Origin of the sequence: Acinetobacter sp. YH01009 (assembly GCF_013420765.1) — a bacterium.
Classification (GTDB): Bacteria; Pseudomonadota; Gammaproteobacteria; order Pseudomonadales; family Moraxellaceae; genus Acinetobacter; species Acinetobacter amyesii.
Genome location: NZ_VOYE01000005.1, coordinates 47,477 through 64,072 on the forward strand (window position 1 = coordinate 47,477; position 16,596 = coordinate 64,072).

23 protein-coding genes are annotated in these 16,596 nt (G+C 32.8%); 3 read left to right on the forward strand and 20 right to left on the reverse strand.

What is annotated here, in order from left to right; all coding sequences use genetic code 11:
* Positions 1-77 precede the first annotated feature (77 nt).
* Positions 78-644, forward strand: a complete 567-nt coding sequence (gene umuD, locus FTT76_RS06870; protein ID WP_180190218.1) for a translesion error-prone DNA polymerase V autoproteolytic subunit — start codon at positions 78-80, stop codon at positions 642-644.
* On the forward strand, positions 641-1,930 hold the full coding sequence (locus FTT76_RS06875; protein WP_180190219.1) for a Y-family DNA polymerase: 1,290 nt from the start codon (positions 641-643) through the stop codon (positions 1,928-1,930). Before umuD ends, FTT76_RS06875 begins: the two co-directional genes overlap by 4 nt.
* A 254-nt stretch (positions 1,931-2,184) precedes the next feature.
* Here the strand turns inward: FTT76_RS06875 and FTT76_RS06880 are convergent, their stop codons facing one another.
* The 20 genes from FTT76_RS06880 to FTT76_RS06975 all read right to left on the reverse strand — a co-directional run bounded on the left by FTT76_RS06880 (position 2,185) and on the right by FTT76_RS06975 (position 15,952).
* Positions 2,185-2,655: a hypothetical protein gene (locus FTT76_RS06880; protein ID WP_180190220.1), complete on the reverse strand. Its 471-nt coding sequence runs from the start codon at positions 2,653-2,655 to the stop codon at positions 2,185-2,187.
* Between the two features lie 24 nt (positions 2,656-2,679).
* Positions 2,680-3,636, reverse strand: coding sequence for a hypothetical protein (locus tag FTT76_RS06885; protein ID WP_180190221.1), 957 nt, complete (start codon positions 3,634-3,636; stop codon positions 2,680-2,682).
* Between the two features lie 119 nt (positions 3,637-3,755).
* Positions 3,756-4,268, reverse strand: coding sequence for a hypothetical protein (locus FTT76_RS06890; RefSeq protein WP_180190222.1), 513 nt, complete (start codon positions 4,266-4,268; stop codon positions 3,756-3,758).
* A 171-nt stretch (positions 4,269-4,439) separates the two neighbouring features.
* A complete protein-coding gene (locus tag FTT76_RS06895) occupies positions 4,440-5,579 on the reverse strand; it encodes a hypothetical protein (protein ID WP_180190223.1) in 1,140 nt (379 codons plus the stop codon).
* Between the two features lie 194 nt (positions 5,580-5,773).
* Positions 5,774-6,385, reverse strand: a complete 612-nt coding sequence (locus tag FTT76_RS06900; RefSeq protein ID WP_180190224.1) for a hypothetical protein — start codon at positions 6,383-6,385, stop codon at positions 5,774-5,776.
* 50 nt (positions 6,386-6,435) lie between these two features.
* Complete coding sequence (locus tag FTT76_RS06905) at positions 6,436-7,272, reverse strand: hypothetical protein (RefSeq protein WP_180190225.1); 837 nt, start codon at positions 7,270-7,272, stop codon at positions 6,436-6,438.
* A gap of 49 nt (positions 7,273-7,321) precedes the next feature.
* Positions 7,322-7,966: a hypothetical protein gene (locus FTT76_RS06910; RefSeq protein ID WP_180190226.1), complete on the reverse strand. Its 645-nt coding sequence runs from the start codon at positions 7,964-7,966 to the stop codon at positions 7,322-7,324.
* A gap of 217 nt (positions 7,967-8,183) precedes the next feature.
* On the reverse strand, positions 8,184-8,678 hold the full coding sequence (locus FTT76_RS06915; protein WP_180190227.1) for a hypothetical protein: 495 nt from the start codon (positions 8,676-8,678) through the stop codon (positions 8,184-8,186).
* Positions 8,679-8,738: 60 nt separating this feature from the next.
* Positions 8,739-9,176: a DUF6573 family protein gene (locus FTT76_RS06920; protein ID WP_180190228.1), complete on the reverse strand. Its 438-nt coding sequence runs from the start codon at positions 9,174-9,176 to the stop codon at positions 8,739-8,741.
* Between the two features lie 136 nt (positions 9,177-9,312).
* Complete coding sequence (locus FTT76_RS06925) at positions 9,313-9,654, reverse strand: hypothetical protein (RefSeq protein WP_180190229.1); 342 nt, start codon at positions 9,652-9,654, stop codon at positions 9,313-9,315.
* A gap of 168 nt (positions 9,655-9,822) precedes the next feature.
* On the reverse strand, positions 9,823-10,920 hold the full coding sequence (locus tag FTT76_RS06930) for a phosphohydrolase (protein ID WP_180190230.1): 1,098 nt from the start codon (positions 10,918-10,920) through the stop codon (positions 9,823-9,825).
* Positions 10,921-11,121: 201 nt separating this feature from the next.
* On the reverse strand, positions 11,122-11,436 hold the full coding sequence (locus FTT76_RS06935; RefSeq protein ID WP_180190231.1) for a hypothetical protein: 315 nt from the start codon (positions 11,434-11,436) through the stop codon (positions 11,122-11,124).
* 9 nt (positions 11,437-11,445) lie between these two features.
* Positions 11,446-12,288 (reverse strand): hypothetical protein, encoded by an 843-nt coding sequence (locus tag FTT76_RS06940; RefSeq protein ID WP_180190232.1) that lies wholly within the window; start codon positions 12,286-12,288, stop codon positions 11,446-11,448.
* A gap of 39 nt (positions 12,289-12,327) precedes the next feature.
* Positions 12,328-12,732 carry a hypothetical protein gene (locus FTT76_RS06945; RefSeq protein WP_180190233.1) on the reverse strand — a complete coding sequence of 135 codons (405 nt, stop codon included), beginning with the start codon at positions 12,730-12,732 and terminating at the stop codon, positions 12,328-12,330.
* A 175-nt stretch (positions 12,733-12,907) separates the two neighbouring features.
* On the reverse strand, positions 12,908-13,426 hold the full coding sequence (locus FTT76_RS06950) for a hypothetical protein (protein ID WP_180190234.1): 519 nt from the start codon (positions 13,424-13,426) through the stop codon (positions 12,908-12,910).
* A 13-nt stretch (positions 13,427-13,439) separates the two neighbouring features.
* A complete protein-coding gene (locus FTT76_RS06955; protein ID WP_180190235.1) occupies positions 13,440-14,003 on the reverse strand; it encodes a hypothetical protein in 564 nt (187 codons plus the stop codon).
* A gap of 173 nt (positions 14,004-14,176) precedes the next feature.
* Positions 14,177-14,551, reverse strand: coding sequence for a hypothetical protein (locus FTT76_RS06960; RefSeq protein WP_257235048.1), 375 nt, complete (start codon positions 14,549-14,551; stop codon positions 14,177-14,179).
* 85 nt (positions 14,552-14,636) lie between these two features.
* Positions 14,637-14,792: a hypothetical protein gene (locus tag FTT76_RS06965; protein ID WP_180190237.1), complete on the reverse strand. Its 156-nt coding sequence runs from the start codon at positions 14,790-14,792 to the stop codon at positions 14,637-14,639.
* Between the two features lie 130 nt (positions 14,793-14,922).
* Entirely contained in the window at positions 14,923-15,663 is a 741-nt protein-coding gene (locus FTT76_RS06970) for a Fic family protein (protein ID WP_180190238.1), read from the reverse strand.
* A gap of 85 nt (positions 15,664-15,748) precedes the next feature.
* Positions 15,749-15,952 carry a hypothetical protein gene (locus FTT76_RS06975; RefSeq protein WP_180190239.1) on the reverse strand — a complete coding sequence of 68 codons (204 nt, stop codon included), beginning with the start codon at positions 15,950-15,952 and terminating at the stop codon, positions 15,749-15,751.
* A 129-nt stretch (positions 15,953-16,081) separates the two neighbouring features.
* On the opposite strand from FTT76_RS06975, the gene FTT76_RS06980 reads away from it, so the two are divergent.
* Positions 16,082-16,543, forward strand: coding sequence for a hypothetical protein (locus FTT76_RS06980; RefSeq protein ID WP_180190240.1), 462 nt, complete (start codon positions 16,082-16,084; stop codon positions 16,541-16,543).
* Positions 16,544-16,596 lie beyond the last annotated feature (53 nt).

Sequence of the window (16,596 nt, forward strand, 5' to 3'; positions counted from 1 at the left end):
GTAACTTTTAAGAAATATTTGAACAAACATACAGCTCTCAATACAATGGATCTCAAATCATAGTAAGGTTTTTTTTCATGTCTACTTGCAGTTCAACGTCAGGAAAACCTGAAACGAAAGTTATCGCATTTAGCGGTGCAAATAAAAAGATAAGCGATATTCTTGACCTCGAGCACGTCAGATCTAACTCGCTTTTACAAATTCCTATTGCAGCTGAATTATTATCAGCCGGATTTGCTTCACCAGCTCAGGACAGCATAGAAAAATCCGTAGATTTGAATGAAATGCTAATCACTGATGAGAATTCTACTTTTATTGGAAAAGTAGGTTCTTTATCCATGTTAAATGCTGGTATAGATATTGATGATAAGCTGCTTATAGATCGAAGTTTGGATGCAAAGCATTTTGATATCATTGTGGCTCAAATTGATAATGAATTCACAGATAAACGTTTAATGTTGTCAAAATTTATGACAAATAGTGAATTAACGGAAATCTTTGGAGATGATTGTGAACCAGATTCAATACCATCAGTGTGGTTGAAGGCTGAAAACCCAGATTATCCAAATATCTTTTTAAAGGATGCACAAGAACTTATTGTATGGGGTGTCATCACGTACATTATTAAGGCAGCACGTAAATGAATGAAAGAGTCTTCATTCATGTTGATATAAATTCAGCGTATTGTTCCATGGAGGCATTTTGGAACCCAGAACTTGCAAATAAAGCGATCGTAGTTCTTTCTTCAAATGATGGGAATATTATTGCTAGGAATGCTGAAGCAAAAAAACTAAAAATACCAATGGGAGTGCCGGTATTTCAAGTCCAAGATATAATTCATGCTAATAATGTTGCTGTTTTATCTAGTAATTTTGCTTTATATGGCGAAATGTCTCGCCGGTTTCATTCAATTCTAGCAAAGTATGTAGCACTGGAGTCGTACTATATATACAGTATTGATGAAGCTTTTCTAGAAATTACAGATTACATGATGCTGTATGACGTAAGTTTATTAGCGAATGAACTAAAAACTAAAATTAAGAAATATATTGGCCTGGATACATGCGTTGGAGCTGGGCGTAGTCTAACAGAGGCTAAATTAGCGAATCACTTAGCTAAGAAGAAGGCTGAGTTCAATGGAATCTGTAATTTAATATCTATGGACCCTCTAGATGTAGAGCAGCTTTATTTAAATATGGATGTTAGTGAGGTATGGGGAATAGGAAGTAAGTATTCAAAAAAACTACATGCCATGGGTATTGCTACAGTACTGGACCTTGCTAGTGCTAATCCTAATCGAATGCGCGATCTTTTTAATGTAAATATACAAAGTACAATTTTAGAGTTACAAGGTAATTCCTGTTTTCCATTCGAAAGTGCACCTAAGGCAAAACAGCAAATCATATCTAGTAAATCTTTTGGCCAGAAGGTAACTGAACTAGTACTTCTTCAAGAAGCGATTAGTAAATATGCCCAAAATGCATTATCTCGTCTGCATAGTGAAAAGGCTTTATGCGGTACCATCATTGTATTTTTACAATCCAACCCATTCGATCGTAGTAAGCCATATTTCAATAAATCAATGACATTCAACTTTCCTGAACCTACAGACAGCATTTTAGAAGTTGTAAAGATGGCCACTGTACTGATAGAAGATATGTATAAGCCAGATATAGAATTTAAAAAATGTGGAATTATGCTTTGCGACTTAATAGCTGAAAAACATCGTACTAATGACCTTTTAACAGATCTTTCTTTGATAGAAAAAAATGACTCACTTAAGAAGACTTACATTGAGATCCAGTCAAAATTTGGGCGAAACAAAATAGCTGCTGGTTCATGTAATATGAAAAACCGGTTATGGTCGCCAAAAAGTGAAAGGGCCAGCAGAAACTATTTTACTGAAGAGGGAATGATTGTATTTAATTAAAGTATTGAAAACCTAAAGAAATAAGAATCAACCCTAATCCACATAGCATTAACATTCCATCATTTTTTTTAGGTCTAGTTTTACGAAAGTATAAATCTAAAAAAATAAACACAATACCGCAAACTAAACAGAAAATTGCACTATAACTAATGTTATCAAACATAATAAAAGTCCTCAAAATCAAAATAATAGCTGTATGGTAATTCGATTATAATACTTCAATCTCGTTAAGAGTTTTTATATTAATACTACAATTAATTAAATAGATCAGAAAAGTCAGAACCTGTATTAGGAGATAATTGAATAAATGGTTCTTCTAATGTAAACATTACATCATCGATTAAATATGCAACAGGGCTCGTGGACTGACTTTTCTTATATTCTGGAGTCCCAACTTTTGAAATAAATTTAGAGACAGCATTCGAATATAATTCAATCTGGTACTCACGGCGCATAGAATTAAGAATATCTGATAGAGCTCCATCACCAACAGTATGACGTAGCTTAGTATTATCACGCGTTTTGAAAGCAAAATACGGGAAATGTTTGGCCATAACTGCACATATATCTTTACCAACTAAGTAGATATGACTATGTGATTCATAAAAATGTGAAAAAGACTCAACCACTTGATAGGTGTTTAAAAGCTTTTTAGCTTGAATATCACTTATAGCCCTGTGTACTAAAGAGATGTCTTTTTTTAAAAGTGTTTTTAAATTGTTCATATCCAGTCCTCCAGATGAATCCACTTAGGATTCATCAACATTGTTAAGAAGTCGTTCAATACGCGATAAACATGTTTTACATGTAATTTTATGAGGTACTGTATCTACAACATATCCAGCTATTTTAAGACTATATTCTTTCTTTGAATCCTCAGCTGAACCAAACCCTCCAGCTGTACACAAAAAACTATGAGCTTTTCGCTTTAATCGGCCATTTGAATAGTCTTCGGCTACAACTAAATGATTTACGGTGTTTGCCTGTTCACCATCCCCCCAAGAGTTTTCAGTTAACCCAGAAAGAACCGTTTTAATACCGGTGTACCAGGTAAAGGGTAAAACTGCAAAAGTGTTTTTCTGTTTCACTGCATCAAAAATAGGTTTGGCCCTAAGGATCTCTTCAGCGAGTTCAAATAAGCTTTTAATTTTTTCCTTAGTTTCAGTTTCTGCAGACTTCCATTTTTTTTGTGCTTCAATTTCTGCACGGGTATACCAGGCCACACGACCATTACAAGAATAAATCCAAAACTTTTTGCCCTGATTTAAATGATTAACCATCTCTTCAGATAAATCATACAAAGCGTTGTTTAAGGAAAAACATTTATGTTCTTTATTAACAAACGTTTTACCATCTTCAGGGACCAAGATAGGAAAACTAGTAGATTGTAATAGATGTTCATAGACGTCACGATCTAGATGATCTGTTTTAAATAAAACACCTGATATTTTGGGTTTAACGTAAGGATTAATAGGGAGAGCTTCAGATGATACTTTATGCTTCCAACTATCCCATAAGTTAAATTCTTTGGCCTTAGATATTAGGCCTGGTAGATCAGCAGCATAAATCTTTTGATGTTTATTTCCAGGATTAACGATATGATCCAAGTTTGCTGCAGCAGCTTCAAGATGAATAATTTCATTATCATTCATCCGTCCGTATTTACGGTCTAAGGAACCAAAAAACAAATCATTCAAAGTTGTCATTTGTGTATTCTCCAAGTCTTAAGCTTTATGCTTATTAAGTTATTTTACTTCATATTATTAGCTATAATTTTTTTTTAATTTTTTTTCTCAAACATATTATTTAGCGGTAGCTTTATTCGTTAATTTTCGCAATGTTCTTCATTTGGCAATGTAAAGGCCATGCCATTAACTAATGAACTAATACGATTACTTTCAGCCTTACGCTGCTTGGTATTTACCGTCAGAGCATAGATTTTCATTGTGTCACGATACATTTTATCAGGCTCAACTTCATAGTCAATTTTCGAAGCACAAACCATTTGCATACTAACTTTGTGTGAAGCTCTACGATAGACTTCACGATCATCACTAGCCAGAGTCATCTTTATTCGTAATTCTTTTGCATACTGCATATATACGCTAACAAATTCGGGGTTATTTACATATTTCAGCTTTATATATCCTTCAATATCATCGCGCACACCATTACTGTTTGCATCAATCCCACCGATGGTTTTTGTTTTATCTTCATTTTTTAGGAAGTTCGATTCCCTTACTTCTTTAAGTGAATTCTGAATACTTGGATTAAGAAGAGTAGAACAGCTCATCAACAATGTACTTAAGCAACTCAGTGCAATAATTGATTTTTTCATAGGAACCAGGTTGTTTTTGAAGAATTTATGTCCAACGATATACTATTAAATGTTCATTTGCACCCAGAATACGCAGCAAAATATCTTTAACCTTTTAATCAATTAAAAAACATCGTATGCGGTATAAAAAGCATAAGAAATAGAGCAATTACACTCTATTTCTGATACTAATTAAATATGACAATCAACAATAGTAATCACATAGTTTTTCGGAAAACTTCGTAGCATTTTTTGATTTACCTCTTCCCAATTGGGTTCTTCTCGCAAAGTAGTTCCGAACATACCAATATCTGAACCCATCCAATTACCTATATCAGATCCACCTGTAGCATCTAATAGGGCATAAGTACCAAAAGGATTACTACTTTTTAATGCAACAAACGTATTACGATCTACTAGAAACTCGTCATAATCATAGCCAAAGTATCCAAAGGTATGATTCTTATCTTTTTCTTTAAGTGACTTAACCTGAATTTGGTTATTATAAAAATCACGGCGTTCTTCAATCGTTTTATAGCTATCATCAGCAAGAACTGCTTTCCAAGATACCCATGATTTCGGAAGGTTTCCTAAATATTCTTCAAAAGTATCGTAAATCTCATGTGCTTTAGATTGAAGACGTTTGGTTTCACCATCAAAATCCAACTGTCCAAGTTCGCAAAAATCGACTAACTCACCATTGATCGTTTTAAGCATGTTTGCCCAACGACCTCCGATTACATACCAATCCCACTTGGCATTTTCGTTTGTAGAAGTAAAGAAATCTACAACTTCACCATTTTCATCTAATTCAAGCCATGTGTCCCAATCGGGACTAGGTTCTTCACCTGTAACGACAGTTGGCAATTCCTCTTCCCATAACCATGAAGCGAAATTTTTCAAATCAAAAACTTCTCGGCATGGCATATTGCACTTTTTCCATTGAATGAACATACCAAAGTCACGGATTTTGTTTGTATAAGTTCCATCAGCATTACGAATATTCACAACTTCTCGTTCGCTATGCCCCAATGGTTTTACCGTACCTTTAGGACTATTTAGTTCTTCAATTTCTCCGTCAATCGGATCTCGCAAGAAACGTGGGTCATCACAAAATACATATATCTCGTCATCTGCTTCTAACTTAACTTTTGTATTTTTCATTAAGGTAATGTTTGCTTCTTCATAACGTGTTTGAAGATAATCAAGAGATGATGAGGAAGTAACATATTCATCTTTTACGCCTGTACATTCATATTCATGAAAAGGTGCTAATGCAGAATCTACATCACCTTCAGGTGTGGTAATAACAGCAACAGTGAAATGAGACATATTAAAACTCCAAGTTTTGAGCGTTCTTGCTCGATGTGAAGTATTAATATTAAGACGTATTTCACTGCATAGACTTTTAACAAAATATATAATTAAAATAATGAGATAGAGATATTTCATTATTTTAATTCAATTAAAAAATCGTATACGGTTATAAAATATATAAGCATAAAAAAAGAGCCGAAGCTCTTTATTTATACTCCAGAATTTACTATTTGAGGCTTATATTTTTTTGCAAGTTTATAAGGTTTAAAGTGGGGAATATAGCAGGACTTACATACTGATTCGAATGATTTACCACCGCGATCACGATAAAAATTAGAAATTAGCACATAGCTATGACAATGATTGCAATAACGTTCAAATCCATAAGAAGCAAAAATCATCTTAACTGGAGTACTTTGATCAGCATATGTATTTTGAAGTTTAGGATTGTTCTTCACAGTACAAGAACATATATGCTCTACGATATCTTCAAAATCTGGAGATTCTTTATAAATGCCAATTAACTTTGAAGATATACTCTGATCTAGAATATTCCACTGATTATTGGTTTTTGAAAATAGGAAAATCCCATCAGAAGATAGGGGTAGCGTGTGACTTAAACTTCGATAAAAAATTGATAATTTTTCATCAACATCAAAATCATTTAAAAACCCTTCAATAACCCCTAATGTTGGGAATTGAATTTCCATAAGTTGCGCTTGTACTAATAGATTAGACCTAGAATGGTACTCAACAATTTGCATATGTTTTTCATTAGTTTCAATTGTGCCTATATAGTACTTAAAAAGATCTTTTGACATAGAAACTCCAAATTATGAGCAATATGCTCACTAGACAAATAGATCCACGCTTAAAAGCGCGGATCATTACCATAAAAAGCAAAAAGGTTCTGGTTTATATTTACAGCCTGAAGCTCTATATAATCCATTACGATCGTTGAATTATGAGTTTCTGTAATGTCGAATTGAACAAATGTTTCATAAGCATCAGACTCTGTGCACATCGCATCATCAGAGTTTTTAAAGAACTCTAAAGCATTAAAAGTAATGTATTTACGTATGTCGTTATTTGAGTCTGTAACCTTAACAGACGGCAGTAATGCGAGATCTGAAGCAATTAAATTAATAACTGATTCACCGATGCCATATGTACCAGTATAATGAGCATATGTATGTCTATCACTCATCTCCGGTCGCAATACTAGATCGTAGTGATTGCCATTAGAATTACGTGCTGCTATTTGTATACCCGGGTCAACGCTTTCATTAACTAAAGACAAATCCATGGTGTCAGTATATTCATAAATGAAGTGAACGACATCATCTTCAGCAAGGTCTGAATCTGGTGAATTATTTTTGATTAAAGTATTTTTTCTCTCTTCATCTAAGATATCCCAACCATCAATCACAAGATCAGCTCCATCACTAAGGCATAATGCAATGGGTCTGGTAGGATCTTGATCTGACTTATCAAGAATAGTGAATATTCCGAATAGACGTAGCCATGATGCAATCATTTCACAAGCTTGTGGATTTTGATTGATAATATTACGATTTTTACATTTAGCACCTAACAGGTTTAGGTTTTCTGGGTAGTTAATTTCAATAATGAAATCATGTAATTCATCTTTCGTACCGGGTTGAATAGATTCATAACTCGTTTCAATGTGAATATATTGTTTACTCATGCTGTTTTCCTTAAACCGTTCATTTATATACACGGTAAAATGTTTATTATTATCGAATTAATCCTGTACCAACTACACAATCCAAGAACTTACCTTTTTCATCAAAAACAATGAGTTGTTGAACTTCAGAAGTATCCATTGAGTGAATATTAAAAACTGGAATAATGTAAGCAGTGTTTTTTGGAAGAGTATTAGGAGTGATGACAAACTTATCAGCGGTATAACAATGACCCTGTAGGTATATACCGAAATGAGCAAGTTTATTTAAATCAAAAGACTGATTTAAATAGTGAGTTTCTTCTGGTGCATGATCTGATGAAAGATCCCGGCTGTAAGCAAACTGCAATGTTCTAAGGCGATCATCCAAGAGACTGCTTTCATATAGATCAGCTGTTGCCAAATCAGTTAATACAACTATGGGTTGTGATTCCCAAAATGTACTTAAAAGTTGAGATAAATCAAAATGTGTAGGAAATTGAATTTTTGATTCAATCAAAGACCAGTCTTTTAAATCAATTGCCATAAAAGAGGCATCATGGTCATATGGTAACAAGGTTACCGTATTGATAGAACTTGAAAGTTCGGAATCATCAAGCACATCATAAAGCGTAAATGAATTAAGATGATTATTTGTTTCTGTAAATACCGAAAGTTGTTTAGCCCAATCAGTAAAGAATCTATTAGTAGAAGTCATATTGTTTACTCCAAGTTTGTAGCTATTTGCTACTTGATATAAATATTATAATGCCGATAGTTTCTATAAATATTTATTTAAAAATTAAAATTCCAATTACTTTTTAATCAATTAAAAAATACCGTTTACGGTTATTAAATTCTAGATTTGGCAGTCATATACTAAACGTTAGAATAATAAAAAAGGGCAAATTCGCCCTTTCTTATTTATAATAAAATCAGTGAGGTTCAACGTCATAGGTATTTTCTTTTTCTTGAATAGCTGCCAATTCTCTTTTTTTTCTTACTTTTTGTTCATGTTCACGATATAAATTTTCTAAATGTCCGAATGGTAAGTGACATAAACGTGTTTCAACTAAGTAAATCCAATGCGAAATTGCATATCGTTTATTATTTTTCTTTCTGATTTCTGGGATTTCAAAAGTTTTATATTTAACAGCACCCTTAACAGCATTTAGAACCAGATCTGCTGTTGCTTCATTGCAGCATTTAAACAACTTAACGCCTTTTTGAGTACGATATTTAGACGGTACTTTTTTATTGTATTTAAACAACTCGCCAGTTGTTGTAACAGCAACTATCCATTCCGCACGTAGCAACTTCATCTGATCAGCTTTAGTTTGATCAATTATTTCCTTTTGTTTTAAGTCTGCGCTTAAATCTACGTCACCAAAGAGGTCAAGTGATTGGTTGTTTATTGATGTGTTATTCATTTTATGGCTCCACGTTTATAGCATTAGCTAAAATACCCAGCCGAAGCTGGGTATAGTCATTTACTGCTCTTCAGGTAACATAAAGGTGATAATGTGCTCACCAGCTAAACCAGGACCCGAAACAGCGATATTTTTAATAGTTTTATCTTGAAATGTATCAGGTGTAGCTTGGAGGTGATACTCAAACTGGCGTACCTGTGGTGACAATTCAGTGAATAAAGTTCGACTCATGTTAAGCATGTCGAATATAGTCCAACCGACAGTTTTTTCTACTGCTTCTTGATCATGGATAGAGTTTGTTGGATATAATTTTTTTGCAGCTTCTACGTGCTTGTTATAGAGATTTTCAGTGATGTATACAGGCACTTTATAGAATTGACGGCAGTCATTTTCATGACCTTTTTTTGTACTTAGGCATAAAATAACACCATCGTCTAAAGCATTTTGAAGTGAATATGCGTTAATTAGGTCAGCACCATCAAAAAAGTTATTTTCCATTTTAGAACTCCAAGTTTTGAGCAATTTGCTCTTTGATGTATTAATTTTAATTAAAAATTTGAAATAAAAACTTTTTTTAAAAAATAATTAAATGCTTACACATCTCATGATTGATAAGTGTAAGCGTTCTATCTTATTAGATTTCTTCCAGTGTCTTACCGTTTTGCAATTCTAAAATTTGTTCAACTGTAGTTACCTGTACTTCATATTCTTCAGTGATGTATTCAAGAATGTCATCAGTAGAGGCATCACAAATTGCATTCCAAAGGACAAATTGTGTTTGTGTTTTTTCTTGCCACACTTTTTCGATTTCTTGAAGCCCTAAATCTGAAATACTGACTAGCAAATCATAAGCTAATGCCCAGTTTTCATATCGACTTACAGCAATGTCTATACAAGGATCATCAGATGCTAAATAAGTCATGATTGCTTTAGCTTTGCAGAATGTTTGCATAGTTTGGTTTAAGGTTTCAGTCATTTTAAACTCATGTATTGATTTGATTTAGAAAGATTGTAAGGTGACAAGTGATGTTAAAAACTTTTTAGAAAAGGACTCTTACGCAAATAAAATCAAAAACCTTTTAATCAATTAAATGACCATCGTATACGGTGTAAATACTAATAAAGGCGCCGTGGCACCTTCATATTAAAGCGATCCACACCCTTCAGTATTAAATGCACCAGCTGGGAGTTTCCAGTTATCAGTGAACATTGGTAAGGTGTATTCCTTAAATTTGGCTTGAATGAGAGCTTCCATATCTTGTATATCAAAAGGCTCAACGCCATTACTTAAACTAAGGACGTCAATTTGCTTTCGGCTGATTGTGCAATTCATCATATTTTCGTACTGAGCAATCATCTTTGCACGTTCAGGGAAATAACAAGCAATTGTTGACCAGATTTTAGGACTGTTGAAAATACATGTTTGGCAACTGCTTCTTCCCCAACCTAAACGATAGGGAACTGGAGCTGTTACTTTGTACTTCTCAATCAGCGCCCAGACCTGAGCTTCTGTAAAATGAATAACATTTTTCCACCAATCTACACGTCTTGCTTTTAAACCAGCTCTACGATCACATGGATGTGGTTCTAACTGGTTATACTTACTGCGGTTAGGTGATTCTTCACGGCGCTCCCCGGTAATAAAACAAATGTTTTTACCATCGAAGCGTTCCTGGTTGTTTAACGCTCTACGCCCAACATCAATTTTTAAAGCTGAAGAGCACCAACGCGTCTGAAGACTTGCAGCCTGTTGAGGAAACTTCATACGTGTACCTGGCTTTGAACGTTTTAAATCGCGTTCTAATTTTATAAGCCCTTCAGGGGTTTCAACAAAATGTGGTCGAGAATAACTGTTATTCTTCATCATTTCGCCACGAAAACCACCATCAAGCCAGCTGAAATAAATAGGCGTATCAAAAGCTTGAGCAAACTTTACTACATAGTCTTCCATAAAAACCCAATCCATAAATGGGTCATTTTCTTCGTCAATTTTGTGGTGCCAGAGTTCAATTTTCGATTTTTCAACTCCCAGATCTAGTAATCGTAAATATGACGCAATCGAATCTTTACCACCACTTAGGCATACAATAAAAAGATCATAAATACTTAGATCAATCTCTGGGGCATTAAAATATGTATTTTCTGGAAGTTTAATCTCAAGATCAGTACCAGCAAAGATATCTAGCTGTTGAGTTAATGCTGGTATTACAACTTTATCATCGTATTGATGTACAGATTTCATTGTCATTCTCCAAGTTTTAGGCATTTTGCCTTGGGATAAAGTTATTATAATATGGTGCAAATGCTAAAAACCTTTTTATAAAAATCTAATGATGTAATATTAAAATAATCACTTTTAACCAATTAAAACATCGTTTGCGGTCATTAATTTAAAATCATTAGACCGAAGCCTAATGATCTCTTACTAAACATACTTTATAAATCATTTATCATCTAATTCTATTAAGAATAAGTATGCTGGGTCATCACTTGTTCCTGTTAAAATATTGGGTGAAAAATGCCTCCATCCATCAAAAAAAACACCAAGATCATAATCATCCTGTACATAAAATGGTGCGCTATTATTGGAATTAATTCCTTTAACTAGACTTAATAAATCTTCTGATGAATCAAGATTTAAATAATGGATTATAAATCCATTATCATTTTTATTTTCAATCTCACATATCTGATTAGGTAGATATAATCCTAAGCTATTAATTTCAGATAATAGCTGTACATTTTCTATTAGATACATCTCAACCACCTAAACACTTGATAAAATACGAGCATTTGAAATAGATTCCATAACAATATGTGTCAACTTTGCATTGAATGTTTCGTCATACGGCGATACAAAATCTTCTTGCCATCCTAAATGAAAATCAATAATTTCATTTTTTTCTAAATATTCTTCCAAAAGATCATTTGGATTAGGTACAAATGATAGGGGGGAAGTAACATTGAAATTATCTTCTATATATTGAATTGGGTCTAAATCTTTAGGAATATTTATAGTTGCTATAAACTCTAGATAACCACCATCTGGGAAATACTTATTTTCACAGTCAATAGCGACAGTGATTTCACGGATATCATCAGATTCCAGTTTAAATTCCCTTAAATCTAAATCTAGACTTAGAGTGGAGGTGTTATACAAATGATTAAGCTCATAAGGAATGCAATCAATTTCTTTAAGCAGAATGTTGATATTTGCAATAGCCTCATTTGGGTTATTTCCACTATATGAATTTGATGAAATGAGAAAATCAGCTTGATCTTCATCTAATCCAAAGAACTCCATAACGGCTTCAGTCGCTTGATAAAATTCAAAACCAGTTCTTACACCTTTGGCTAACAGTTCCACACCAAAAGGCTTATAAGGGACATATACTGGTAGCTCGTAAACAAAGTTGAAATTCAATTTCTGAAAGATTTCATCTGCTGTTGCCCAACCCATGACACAAGCACTAGCACCACGGTCTAACATTTGTTGATGAGAAACCAAGTTTAATCCGTTTAAATCTCTCCAAGAATCCATATCCAGTTTGTCACATGGAACCTTAGCCATAATTGCTTTTAAATGCTCTAATTTTTCAATCTGATTCATTATTTTTACTCCAAACTTTTAGCAATTTGCTATTAAATATCACTCACTATCTTGACTTGGCTTAAACCAGTAATCTTGATTATCACTATAAATAAACCCATTATTATGTAATGTTTCGCAAACATCGCCAAAATCTACAGACAAAATATTTAATATGTTTGTTAGGTTATTTTCTTCGCTAATTTCGCTAGGTTCAACATTAGATATTTTGGAAATATAGATTTCCATTTCCATATAAAAGTGATTACTTTTTTCAATCAACGTTGGCATAGTCTGTTGGAATACAAGATGAGTATAATCTTTATCAGCCTTTAAAATATCCAATGTAACTTCTGAATTGTTATCAATATAGTCGGATAATTCATCAAATAAGCCATCTGCTTGATTAAAGGTCATTGATTTTGGAAACCCAATAAATAATGTTCCTTGAAGTTGATTATTCATAATAAACTCGATTTGATTTAATATTGAGTAGTTATTATAATTGTTCTTATTGATACTTATTTTTTTTGCTACAACAATAATTTTAAAAATATTTTAATCAATTAAAAATCCAACGTATACGTTGTAAATTTTCAATATGAGCTGAAAAGAACAACTCATATTGATTAATGACAAATCAATTATTTGTTAGTTTGAAAAACAACGAGTACATTGCATTTTTAAACAACCAGAAAGTTAAAGGATTATCTACTTCATCCTTATTATGATTCCGCAGAATATTCCAGTTGAAGTATTTGGCAGTATATCCCATGTGTACAACATAATTAAAATCTCGAACATCATTATCTTTTAAATAATTAAATGCAGCTTCTAATTCGTTAGTTAAAATTTCTTGGGAGAATGCATCTGTTTCAATAATGGCTTCTCTAAGCCCTAACAATGATAAGTAGATTAATGCTTCATGATCTATGTTTAAAAGTCTTAAAAAGTGCTTCTGAAGCAACTGTTCATCCAAAGACTCTAAATCCTTAAACTTCTTTAAGACAACTACCGATTGATTGCCATACACATATTTTAGAATCTTAAATTGTGATCCAGCTGGTAAGTTCTCATCAGGCATATTTGAACAAAGCGCGGTATAGCGATTCATGTCAATAAGAGAACTTAGTGGTTGATTTATAGATGCAATGAGCATTTCATAAGTCCTTTTAGAAATTTGTATGCTTAATCTGGTCGTTAATAGGGAATAATTTTATAAAGTTATCTTCACCGACAACTCTATTTGCAATAAAAAGTGATTTTAATTCTCTTATAGACTCATGATTTAAAGTGTCTTCATGCTCAGATGAATATTGAAACTTCTGAACATTTTCAGTTAAAACAACATTTGTTTTATTTTTTTCATACAATTCCTGTATATGTTCGTTACTAAGCATTTGAATGTCATACTCTTCAACATTAGCTATATGTAAGTCTAATGACTTCATTAGTAAGGGGTTTAGTGTATAATCAAAATGAATCACAAGATTATTTGAGTTGTGATGGTAATAGAACTTTGTGTCTGTAGGTTTGATCGCATCAATAGCTTTAAACCAAACAACTCCGTCTTCATACGTTGCAACATGGCTTGATACCAACTTATAAACAACTGTATCGAATATTTTTTCTATTGAAGAACCTACAAATATGTAATTCATTTGAGAATTACTACCATTCTTAAAATCATATTTAGCAATAATATTTACTGCAAACAACTGGTCTAATTGTTTCATTTTAACTCCAAGTTTGGAATACATAATTTCCGAATATTTATTATAACTGAGTCAATGTTGAATAAACTTTTTTAAAGTGAGAAATTTTAACCTATTTTAATCAATTAAATATAAATCGTATGCGGTATTAAACTAATACAAGTGAAACAAACATATGTTTCACCTAGAAGTATTTAAGATTCAGTCAGTTCACAATAATCTAATATATGAACGTTATTTCCAGTAAGCAGCCAGCATGGTATATATTCGTTGTTTGAAATTTGAAAAATGTTTTGCATTGTACTAATACTAGATTTTAGACAATAAAGACTATTTGGCTCAGGATTACTTGCATCATCATCAATCAATGGAGTATCAGCGATTAAGCGATATGTAGCGTATTTAATGCAGTTAACATCATCATTTGGTATTAACTGTTCTGAGATTAACGATACTTGATCTAATGAGAACAATTCAGGTTGTACCCATTGGATTTTTTCAAATTGTTCTACCGTGACTTCTACTTTAGAGCCATCAGCATATGTCACATTAAAACGACCAGTATTCATGTACTGGATCTTGAAATTACATGGTATAGTAAATGGGTTATTCATAATTGATACTCTAAAAAAGTTAAAGTTTTCTTTTATTGTATTAGTCGTTTAAGTAGTCTTCGATAAAAGAGAGTATTTCGGTTTTTAAACTAGCTGAAATAGTCGCCGTATTTAGTTGGTTTAAATACATTGTTGCTTTATCTTTAACATCTTTTGAGATTGCCGTATCTCGAATTAATACTAATGTATTCCACATAATTAGAACCTCTACTTTGTTTATATTAGAAGAATATTCATTATATAATCTTGCAGATAGTTTCCAATTAATTGCAAAAAACTATTTTTTCAAACATTTTTAATCAATTAAAACATCGTATACCTTGTTATTAGAATCCTGGTGTAGGTAATTCAATCGGTGGTTCATTATCTTTGTTAATTTCATTTTTTGCTTCATTTCGATAATCTAGTTCGAATGGAGTAATGACTTTGTTCATGACATCCTCAAGATAGGTCATATCTTTGGGCATCCGTTCTGTATCAGCGCCAGAATCAATATAAATTTCCTGATCAGTTAGTGATCTCTTACAAGCATAGTTCCAATCCGCTACTGATACAGTCGTTAAATCCATTTTATATCCAGCATCCATAGCTAACTGATTCATCATTAACTTTGTTGCCCGGCCATTGCCTTCCTCAAATGGGTGAATTTCATTAATTTGTGCGTATAATTTAGAGTATGCCTTAACAAAAGTTTCTTTATCTAAGTTCTTAAGATAATCCTGTTCTTGAATACTTTTTGTAAACTTATCAAATTCATCAAAAATCTGGTCTTTATATAAAAAGTGACCTATTTCATAGTTACCATCTGGAGCAATAGCCCTTTTAGAAATATCATCTAATCGAACTTCTCCAGCCCAATCATAAATATGTTCAAATATTTTTTCGTGAATTTTTGCTAAGTGTTCGAAATCATAATTACCCGGTATAGGATCTCGTTCAAGTTGATAGATTCTTGTTTCTGTAATATCTTTTTCAATTTGCTGTTTAAATTCTCTTTGAGCCCTAGAAGTAGTAGGTTCATTAAGGATTTCTTTTGCATCTAAATAGTATTCAATTTTGTCGTTCATCTTTTTAATACTTTAATGTTTTAAATTATATTCATTAAACAGAGGGGTGATGCATCTGTGACATCCCCCTCAACATCACTCACTATTATTTCAACTGTTTCCAGAGCGCTAATAGTTTTGCTTCTTCCTGTTGTGCTGTTGTTTGGCCAGTCGCAATACGCTCCATACGTTCCTCAGATGCTTTTTGACATGCAGCAACTACTTCAGGCGCAAACTCCTGATTTACATTGGCTTGTGCTGATCGATAAGCAGCACGTACTTTGTCTGCTTCATTAACTAAACTTTGCATAAAAGGTCTCCAGACTTATGTTCTATATATGCCTATTGTAACTCTGCATATATACGAAATCTTGCAATATTGCGTTATTAATAAAATTCTAGTATATACTTTCATTAAATAAACTAAGGATGTAGCGGTATGAAAATATTTAAGCAAGCTAAGTTGGCTGCTTTGACATTGGTTTGTGTTTCAATGTCTACAACTATCTTTGCTGGTACTTCATTATCTGCATTGAATACATCAAGCTTAAAGACATTGGTTGCTAAAGCTCCTACACCGGCTACTAAAGAAAAAGTTGCTACTACACTTAATGCAAAACTTCCACTTATCGTAGAACCGGGTGCTACTCTTAAAAAAGTTGAATACTCAAATAATTTCAAATTAACTGTTTTTATGACAGATAAAACAGCAAATAAATACTCATCAGATGAAACTGACTCTCTAAATCGCTTTGTTGTTGAGAAAATTCATCCATTTTACTGTGGTGTTTTTAAACAATCTAAAGCTGCATACAAGCCAGATCTATACGTGGATCTTGTAGATAAGAAAGGGCAGTCTTATTTTGGTAGTTCTGAATCATATAACGATGTTTGCCAATAAGATTTAAACTGTTAAAAATATAACCGCTATGTGCGGTTATATTTTTTTTCATT